The sequence below is a fragment of the Lentzea sp. NPDC058450 genome, assembly GCF_042721395.1.
Taxonomy (GTDB): Bacteria; Actinomycetota; Actinomycetes; order Mycobacteriales; family Pseudonocardiaceae; genus Lentzea.
In genome coordinates this window covers 76,109-84,587 of the sequence record NZ_JBHXLO010000041.1, presented here as the reverse complement: position 1 = coordinate 84,587, position 8,479 = coordinate 76,109, and the positions used below count along the sequence as shown (strand labels likewise).

General features: G+C 71.3%; 8 protein-coding genes. 1 reads left to right on the top strand and 7 read right to left on the bottom strand.

Annotated elements, in window-relative coordinates:
* Nucleotides 1-133: 133 nt before the first annotated feature.
* The 4 genes from ACFWNN_RS40625 to ACFWNN_RS40610 are packed head-to-tail and all read right to left on the bottom strand — an operon-like array spanning nt 134 to nt 2,396.
* Nucleotides 134-781, bottom strand: coding sequence for an HAD-IA family hydrolase (locus ACFWNN_RS40625; RefSeq protein ID WP_382445302.1), 648 nt, complete (start codon nt 779-781; stop codon nt 134-136).
* 25 nt (nt 782-806) lie between these two features.
* On the bottom strand, nt 807-1,073 hold the full coding sequence (locus tag ACFWNN_RS40620) for a DUF6510 family protein (protein ID WP_382445301.1): 267 nt from the start codon (nt 1,071-1,073) through the stop codon (nt 807-809).
* Between the two features lie 13 nt (nt 1,074-1,086).
* Entirely contained in the window at nt 1,087-1,827 is a 741-nt protein-coding gene (locus tag ACFWNN_RS40615; RefSeq protein ID WP_382445300.1) for a ferredoxin reductase, read from the bottom strand.
* Complete coding sequence (locus ACFWNN_RS40610) at nt 1,797-2,396, bottom strand: sulfite oxidase-like oxidoreductase (protein ID WP_382445299.1); 600 nt, start codon at nt 2,394-2,396, stop codon at nt 1,797-1,799. Before ACFWNN_RS40610 ends, ACFWNN_RS40615 begins: the two co-directional genes overlap by 31 nt.
* Before the next feature lie 56 nt (nt 2,397-2,452).
* Here ACFWNN_RS40610 and ACFWNN_RS40605 point away from each other — a divergent pair, with 56 nt between their 5' ends.
* Complete coding sequence (locus tag ACFWNN_RS40605) at nt 2,453-3,235, top strand: crotonase/enoyl-CoA hydratase family protein (RefSeq protein ID WP_382445298.1); 783 nt, start codon at nt 2,453-2,455, stop codon at nt 3,233-3,235.
* Nucleotides 3,236-3,245: 10 nt separating this feature from the next.
* Here ACFWNN_RS40605 and ACFWNN_RS40600 read toward each other — a convergent pair whose 3' ends face one another.
* From ACFWNN_RS40600 to ACFWNN_RS40590, 3 genes are read right to left on the bottom strand one after another with little or no spacing between them, the layout of a single operon-like run.
* A complete protein-coding gene (locus ACFWNN_RS40600) occupies nt 3,246-5,420 on the bottom strand; it encodes a penicillin acylase family protein (RefSeq protein WP_382445297.1) in 2,175 nt (724 codons plus the stop codon).
* 13 nt (nt 5,421-5,433) lie between these two features.
* Entirely contained in the window at nt 5,434-7,722 is a 2,289-nt protein-coding gene (locus tag ACFWNN_RS40595) for an ABC transporter permease (protein WP_382445296.1), read from the bottom strand.
* Complete coding sequence (locus ACFWNN_RS40590) at nt 7,719-8,411, bottom strand: ABC transporter ATP-binding protein (RefSeq protein ID WP_382445295.1); 693 nt, start codon at nt 8,409-8,411, stop codon at nt 7,719-7,721. Before ACFWNN_RS40590 ends, ACFWNN_RS40595 begins: the two co-directional genes overlap by 4 nt.
* Between the last annotated feature and the right edge of the window lie 68 nt (nt 8,412-8,479).

Here is an 8,479-nt window from a genome sequence, read left to right as displayed (position 1 = left end):
CGCCTCGCAAGGGCCCCGAAGTCAAGCCCCAATCGCACACCCCAGGTCTTTCGTCGAGACCCACGCAACCAACTCTCGCAACCGCAGCCCAACCACCAGAACGCAACCCACCCCGCTGGAACAGGAACCGGCCCTACGAAACCGGCACCCGCAAAGCCCCAGAAATCACAACCCCGTCCCCGACCCACCGAACCGACCGCAAGTCCGGGACCACCACCGAGGCAGGCGTCTCCAACGCCCCCACCCCGACCCCCACCACACCGGCAGGCGCAGCAGCGATCCCCGCCGCCACCCCGTTCCCGCTGTCCTCGAACACCACACACCGCGAAATAGGCACCCCGAGCTTCGAAGCCGCCGTCAGATACCCCTCAGGACTGGGCTTCCCGGCCTCGACGGAATCCCCGTTGATCACCACAGCGGGCAGCGGAATCCCTACAGCCGCCAACCGGGCCTCCAACAACGAAGCCGGCGCCGACGTGACCAACGCCCAGCCAGACCCCAGCGACTCCACCAGCTCGACAGCCCCGGGAATCGCCGAAGTACCGTCAGAATCAGCCAACTCGATCGCATTGATCCGCTGCAAAGCCGAATCCCACAACTCAGCGGCCACGTGCATCCGAACCGTGTCCGCGGCCCGACGCCCGTGCAGCCCGTCCATCACCCGAGCCGGATCGACACCGTACTCATCAGCCCACTGCGTCCAGGCACGCTCAGCCGCCACAGTCGAGTCGGTCAACACACCGTCCATGTCGAACAGGACAGCCTCACAGCCCAGCTTCACAGTTCTCCCCAAACACAGAGCCGCCTCAAGAAGGCAGCGGGATCTCCAAACTCACGGTGCCACGCAGATCCAGCCACGCACGATCACGCCCGCGCACCAGCCGCAGCACCACCTCCGAGCAGTGCGGGCAGCGCGCCACCACACCCGGCGCGTTGTGGTAGACGTGCAGGCTCGCCACGGATCCCTTGTAACCACAACCAGAACACTGTCCAACCGCGACGGTCACGTCCACGGCGAAGATCTCCCGCAGGTCGCCCGCCAGTGCGTTGCCGTCCACGTGGGTGTCGCTCATCGGTGCTCTCCTGTCAGCCGAAGCGCTCGGTGCGGACGCGGCGCGGATCGTGGCCGAGCGCCACGAAGATGTCGGACACGGTCTCGACGAACCCGGTCGGCCCGCACACGAACACCTGGGGTTCGAAGTCGGCGGGCCACGCGTGGGTGTTCAGCTCAGCGAGCCCGAGCCGCCCAGGCCCGGAAGGCCACCCCTCCGGAACCGCGCGGGTGTAGACGAGGTGGACGTCCAGGCCGGCGTCCTCACGGGCACGGCGGCGCAGTTCGTCGGCGTAGTAGACATCAGCGGGCGTGCGCACCGAGTAGATCAACCGGAACGGCACCCGGCTGCCCTCAGCGGCGCGGGTGCGGATCATCGCCATCAACGGCGCGATGCCCGACCCTCCCGCCACCAGCGTCACCGGCGCCAGCTCCGAAGCGCGCCAGACGAACCAGCCACCGACCGGCCCCCGCAACTCCACCTCGGCGCCGACGGGCAGCACGTCGCACAGGTACGGCGACACCTCGCCGCCGTCGACCCGTTGCACGCTCAGCTCGAACCGCTCCCCGTCTGGTGCGGAGGAGATCGAGTAGCTGCGCTGCACCGAGTAGCCGTCGGGAGCGGTCAACCGCACGTCGACGTGCTGGCCCGGCAGGTGGCCCGGCCAGCCGGGCACGTCGAACACGAGGCCGCGCGCACTCGCGGTGAGATCGGTGGCCTCGGCGAGTGCCGCCACCCGCCAGGTCAGTCGCCCTGATACCGCTGCTCGCGCCATGGGTCTCCGTAGTCGTGGTAGCCCGCGCTCTCCCAGAAGCCGGGTTCGTCCTCCAGCAGCAACTGGATCCCGCGGACCCACTTCGCCGACTTCCAGAAGTACAGGTGCGGCACCAGCAGCCGCGCCGGGCCGCCGTGCTCGGGCGTGAGCTCCTCGCCGTCGTAGCGGTAGGCGACCCACGCCTGGCCGTCGATCAGGTCTTCCAGCGGCAGGTTCGTGGTGTAGCCGCCGTAGGACTGCACGAGCGCGAAGTCCGCGGCCGTCTCCACGTCCTCCAGCAGGACGTCGAGCGACACGCCCTTCCAGCGGGTGCCGAGCTTCGACCACTTGGTGACGCAGTGGATGTCCGTGGTGATCTTCTCCGCGGGCAGCTCGATCAGCTGCTGCCACGACCAGTCGTAGCGTTGACCTGCCTCGGTGTTGATCGTGAACTGCCACCGGTCGGTCGTCACGCGCGGCGTGGGGCCCGCCGTGAGGACCGGGAAGTCCTCTGCCAGGTACTGACCGGGCGGCAACTGCACGTCCGGTGACTGGCGCCGCCCGGTGAAACCGGGAGAGACGATTGGCATCGTGTCAGTAGACGACAGCGGCGCGCCGAACGCCACTGCTGATCACGGAGGTCACATTGGACGTGCTGGTCGAGACCGTCGGCGTGGTGACGGTGATCCGGATGAACCGCCCGGACCGCCGCAACGCGGTCGACGGACCGATGGCCGCGGCGCTGAAGGACGCGTTCCTGGAGTTCGAGGCCTCGGAGCAACGGGTCGCGGTGCTCGTCGGGGAGGGCGGGACGTTCTGCGCCGGCGCCGACCTCACGTCCGTGGGCGATCCGGAGCGGCGCAACGAGCTCGATCCCGCCGGTGGTGGGGCCGGACCGATGGGACCGACGCGGCTCGCCCTGAGCAAGCCGGTGATCGCGGCGGTCAGCGGGTACGCGGTGGCGGGCGGGCTGGAGCTCGCGCTGCTGGCCGACCTGCGGGTGGTGGAGAGCGACGCGGTGTTCGGGGTGTTCTGCCGCCGGTGGGGCGTGCCGTTGATCGACGGCGGGACGGTGCGGCTGCCGCGGATCGTCGGGCTGGGCCGGGCGCTGGACCTGATCCTGACCGGACGGCCGGTGCACGCCGAGGAGGCCCTGGCCATCGGGCTGGCCAATCGGGTGGTGGAGCCGGGTCACGCCCTGGAGGCCGCGCTGGAACTGGCCGAGCAGATCGCCGGGTTCCCGTTCGAGTGCGTGCTGGCGGACCGGGCGTCGACCTACGGCGGACTGGACCTGCCGCTGGCGGAGGCTCTCAGGGCGGAGGGGGTGGCGGGCGTGCCGATCGTGGCGCTGGAAGGAGCGGCCGGCGCCGCCAGGTTCGCGGGCGGCGCCGGCCGGCACGGAGTGTTCGGTGCGGAAGGTGACGGCTGAGGTCCTGCGGTCAGCGGAGCCATCGGACCTTCAAATCCGGGTTGCGGGCGATCTCGCGTTCGGTGAACTCGCCCTTCACCCATTGCTTCTTCGCGTACAACCGCGCCTGGTCGGTGTGGTGCGGCGAGGCCGGGTCGGCGGACTGCCCGTAGACCAGCAGCGAGCTCATCCGCGGCCCGGCACCGGTCAGCTCCACGGCCATGACGAAGCTGGTGCCGTGCGGGATCCCCGTGGGCATCCCCGGCCGCGGCGGTCCCGGCACCGAGATGACGTTGAAGCAGCCCTCGGGCCCGCGGCAGCCGTGGATCGGCACGCCCTCGTACTGCTGGAGCGCGTCGAGCGGCACGTCCACCGCGACCCCGGCGGCCGCGAACACCTTGACCGTCTCGGCGAACGCCCGCTGGACGCCCGGATCGGCCGCGTTGACGCCGCGCGGGGTGTGCACGGGGTCGGCCGGGTCGAACGGCACCTGCCACAACTGGTTGCCGGGCCTGCCCGCGAGGACCAGGAATGAGCGCCAGAAGTACGCGCCGCGACTGGTTTCGCCGGTATCACCCGTACCCGACCAGGCCGCGAGCGCCGCGCACGCCGCGCGGACGTCCACGAGCTGACCGTCGACCGCGGGCAGGCTCGGGTTGGCCTGGCACATCGCGACGACCGCCGCCCGCCCCTGTTCGGCGGTGAGGTTGCGGTTGCCGAACATCGCGGATTCCAGCGCGGGCAACGAGAAGCGGTTCGTGCCGATCATGTCCAGGCCCAGGCGGGTGCGCGCGGACCGTTCGGTGCCGACGTCGCCGACGATCGACGGGTAGCCGGTGAGCGGGGCGGCGGGGTTCGCGAGCCACGGGCTGTCGTTCATGTTGCTGACGTGGTCGCGGCGGACCAGCGAGGGCAGCCGCGACGGCCCGAACCGCCCCGGCGTCACGGCGTCGGGATCGGTGCCCCAGCCGCAGTCGGACCGGCTGCCGTCCAGCACCACCAGGCCGATCGGAACGGAGGTGGCGCACCGGGCCCGCAGCGAGTCGGTGACGTGCGGAACGACCTGGACGTCACCGTAGTAGGCGGTCCCGGTGGAGTCGGAGGCGAGCGTGTTCACCCACGGCAACGCCTGGTGCCGGGCGAGTGCCGCCCGCAGCTCGGGAACGCTCCGGGCACGGGCGATGGCGAGCCACTGGTCGACGACCTGGAGGTTGCCGAGGTTGGCGTCGCGCAGCACGAACGCGCTCGACTCGGTCCACTGCAACGCCCGGTCGTCCTCGACCACCGGGCCGTCCGGGGTGCGGTAGAGCGTGCGCGTGACCCCGCCGGCGGTGACCTGCTCGGCGATCATGCGGTGCGGCCTGCCGTCGACGAGGTAGCTGGTCGGGTCGCCAGGGACGAGGGTGAGCTTCGCGAGGGTGATCGTGTGCACCTCGGACGCCGTGTGGGTCCAGCCGAGGCTCTCGTTGTGGCCGATGTTGACGATCGGCACGCCGTACAGGCCGGCGCCGCTGACGTTCAGCTCGCCCGGGATCGTGACGTGGTGCTGGTAGAAGCGGAACGTGTCGGCCCAGTCGAAGTGCGGGTTGCCGAGCACCATCCCGCCGCCGGTGGTCGACTCGCTGCCGAGCGCGATGCCGTTGCTGCCAGGGCCTTCCTGCGCCACCCGCGCCGGAGCGGTGATCGCCGAGCCCGGCGGCTGGGCGGACACGAGCTGCTCCTGGAAACCCTCGCTCCCGGTCAGCCCGGCGACCTGGTGCACGCGCCGCCACACGTCGATCTCGGTGATCGGCCGAGCGTACGACGCACACGTCGCTGGCACGCGTTTCCTTGCCAGGTAACGGTTGTAGCCGCTGACGTACCCGCGCACCAGATCACGGGCCTGCTTCGACGGGCCGTGCGCGAGCGCCCGTTCGACCACCCCGGACCGGTTGAGCCGCTGGTAGTAGAGGTCGCTCGCCGCGTTCTCCTGCCCGAACCACCGGGACCGCTGCGCCGCCAGCGTCACGACGATCTCCGCCATCACGCAGACGTTGTCCTCGGCGAACGCGTACCCCAGCCCCTCCCCCGCGCCGCGGTAGTCGCCCGCGAGCACGTGCGGGATGCCGTACGAGGTCCTCCGGATCACCGTGCCGCTGTCCGCGACAGCAGGACTCGAACTCAGCAACCCGGTCAACACCAGCATCAACGCCAGTAATCGGCGCATGAGCACTTCCCCCTCATTCGTTGTGCAGAACGGTGGCGATCGACTGACGTGCCGCTCCCCTGGCCGGCACGACGGCGCCCAGCACGGCGATCAGCACGCCCGTGCAGGCCAGCAGCGCCAGCGAGGGCGCGTGGTAGACGTTCATGAGGATGTCGATGGCGTCGGACTGGCCCGCCCGCGCCATCAGCGGCACGACGAACTGGTGCGCGGCGATCCCGGCCGGCACGCCGACCAGTCCGCCGAGCACGCCCAGCCCGCCCATCGACGTCACGAGCAGCACGGTGACCTGGCGCGGGGTCATCCCGATCGACTTGAGCATGCCCAGGTCGCGGCGGCGCTCGCGGGCGTTGAGCACCACGGTGTTGAACACCCCCAGCGCCGCCACCGCCCCGAGCACCAGCGTCAGCACGACGGACGCGCTGATGATGATCACGGCGGTCGACGACGTGCCGTCGCGGGGCGGCAGCACGCGCAGACCGGGGTCACCGGCGCTCACCGCGGCGGTGAACGTCTCCCGGGACGCCGAGGTCTGCACGAGGTACGAGCTGGCACGCGCACCCGGCGCGAGAACGTCCACAGTGGACCAGTCGGCGAAGATCTGGTCGGCGTTGTTGGTCAGCACGACCCCGGCGATCCGCAGCTGCGTCCGGTTTCCCCGCGCCTGCACGGTGATCGTGTCGTTCAGCGCGAACCCGCGCTGGTTGAGGAACCTCGACGGCACCGCGACCTGGCCAGGTCCGTCCGGCCAGTGCCCGCTGAGCACCCGAGGCCGCAGCAGGGTGTCGCCGCGCTGGAAGTGGATCGTCGTCTCCTGGGTGCCGCCGGCGACCTCGGCGTCGATCCTGGTCGTGGCCAGCACGGCCTCGACCCCCGGCGTCGCGCGCAGCATCGCCTCGTCCCCGGCGTCGCTCAGCCGCGCGGCCGGGCGCTGCTGCCCCGGCATCGCCACGTCCGGCGCACCCGGCGGCGGTCCGGCCATCAGCTCGAACCGGCCGGGATAGGTGTAGCCGGGGCGCACCGCGTCGTTGTAGGCCGTCACCGACGCCGTCAGGCCGGTCGCGAGCGTCACGACCAGGACGCCGAGCACGACCGCGGCGAGCGTCAGCGCGCTGCGGCCGACGCGGGCGAACGGCAGGCCGAGGCCGAGGCTGATCGGGCGCGGAAGCCTGGTGCCGCTGAGAAAGCGCTGGATCCTGAGCGCCCGGCCGGTGTGCGTGGTGGTGCCCGCGCTGATCGCCCGCGCGGCCGGGAGCTCCCGTGCCCGCAGCGCCGGGACCAGGGCCGCCAGCACCACCAGGAGCGGCATGCCCAGTGCGGCAACGAGGTTCACCCACAGCGGGAAGCTCAGCTCGTCGACGCCGAACCCCTCGACGGCGTCCTGCACGATCGGCTTGGCGAAGACGTTGCCGACGAGCGTGCCGAGCAGGCAGCCCGCGACGGCCGGGATCGAGATCATCACCAGGTACACGGCCATGACCTGGTCCGGGGTGAACCCGATGGCCTTGAGCATCCCGATGTGCCGCAGTCCCGCGACGACCGCGCCGCTCACGACGTTGGCGACGATCAGCACCGCGACGACCAGGCCGAGGACGCCGAAGATCAGCAGGAACGGGATGAACACGCCGAGCTCGGAGGTCGCCTTGTCCTTGACGGTGAGGTGCGAGAGCGTGCCGAGCAGGCCGTCCTGCGGCAGGGACGCGACGAACGCGGCGACGTCGGCGGCCTCGGCCCGGTCCAGCCGGTAGAGCACCTGCACCGCGGTCGGGTGCAACGCCGTGACCTGGCCGGGCGTGACCCAGGCGTCGGCGGAGCCCGTCACGGAGTGGGCGAAGCCGACGACCGTCAGCGCCGGGCCGTCCGGGGGCTTCAGCTGGAAACCGACGTCGACACGGCCCTCCGAGCCGGGCGCGCGGTTCAGCACGATCTCGCCGGGGTTCTCGGCCCACCTGCCCTTCCACACCGGCAGGCGGTCGACGGGACCGCCGGGGTCGGCGCGGCCCACGACGGTGAGCGTGCCCAGGAAGACGTCCGTGGCCGAAGTGTCCACAGTGGCCTGGTCGAACGGCCCGGCGGACACCCCGCGCCGCAGGTCCCCGGTGACCTTCCCGGGGTCGAACTCGGCGGCCACGTGGGCACCCTGCCGGTCCGCGAACGCCCGGTCGAACGGCGCGGCCGCCGCCTCCAGCAGGCCGAGCGCCATCACGAGCGTGGCACTGGCCGCGCACACCACGACCCCGATCACGATCGTCTGCAGCTTGCGCCGCCGCACCGCCGCCCAGGCCGCGGACCACACCGCGGTCACGCGCGCTCCAGGCTGTTCTCGCGGGCGATCCGGCCGTCCACGACCTCGATCAACCGGGTGGCGCAGCGGGTCGCGAGGCGTTCGTCGTGGGTGACGAGCAGCAGCGTCTGGCCGATCTGGTTGAGGTCGAGCAGCAGGTCCACGACCTGTTCGCCGGACCTGCTGTCGAGCGCCCCGGTGGGTTCGTCGGCGAGCAGCAGCGCGGGCCGGTTCATCAACGCCCGCGCCACCGCGACGCGCTGCCGTTCCCCGCCGCTGAGCTGCGCCGGGTAGACGTTCCTGCGGTTCGCGATGCCGAGCTCGCCGAACAGCTCCAGCGCGCGGGTGCGGGCCTGGCCCGGTTTCGTGCCGGTCAGCTGCGCGGCCAGCGCGACGTTGTCGAGCGACGACAGGTCGTCCAGCAGGTTGAAAAACTGGAAGATCATGCCCACGCCACGGCGGCGGAACAACGCGAGGCCCGTCTCGCTCAGCGCTCCCAGGTCGGTGCCGTGCACGACGACCTCGCCGGACGTCGGGCGGTCCAGGCCCGCGATCATGTTGAGCAGCGTGGACTTGCCGCTGCCGGACGGTCCCATCACCGCGACGGCCTCGCCGGCGTGGACGGTGAGCGACACCCCGGCGAGCGCGGTCGAGTCGCTGTACTCCTTGCGCACGTTCGTCAGTGCGACGACGGCGTCTGCGTTCTGCATGGCGGCAATACTTCTCAGCCGCGCGGCCGGACGCGTCAGTCTGCGGTGGTAACTCGGCGTTCGGGGTC

Bases quoted from the DNA above. Each gene is read 5' to 3' on its own strand.
- ACFWNN_RS40620 (WP_382445301.1), bottom strand. From the start codon at position 1,073: ATGAGCGACACCCACGTGGACGGCAACGCACTGGCGGGCGACCTGCGG.
- ACFWNN_RS40615 (WP_382445300.1), bottom strand. From the start codon at position 1,827: ATGGCGCGAGCAGCGGTATCAGGGCGACTGACCTGGCGGGTGGCGGCA.
- ACFWNN_RS40610 (WP_382445299.1), bottom strand. From the start codon at position 2,396: ATGCCAATCGTCTCTCCCGGTTTCACCGGGCGGCGCCAGTCACCGGAC.
- ACFWNN_RS40600 (WP_382445297.1), bottom strand. From the start codon at position 5,420: ATGCGCCGATTACTGGCGTTGATGCTGGTGTTGACCGGGTTGCTGAGT.
- ACFWNN_RS40590 (WP_382445295.1), bottom strand. From the start codon at position 8,411: ATGCAGAACGCAGACGCCGTCGTCGCACTGACGAACGTGCGCAAGGAG.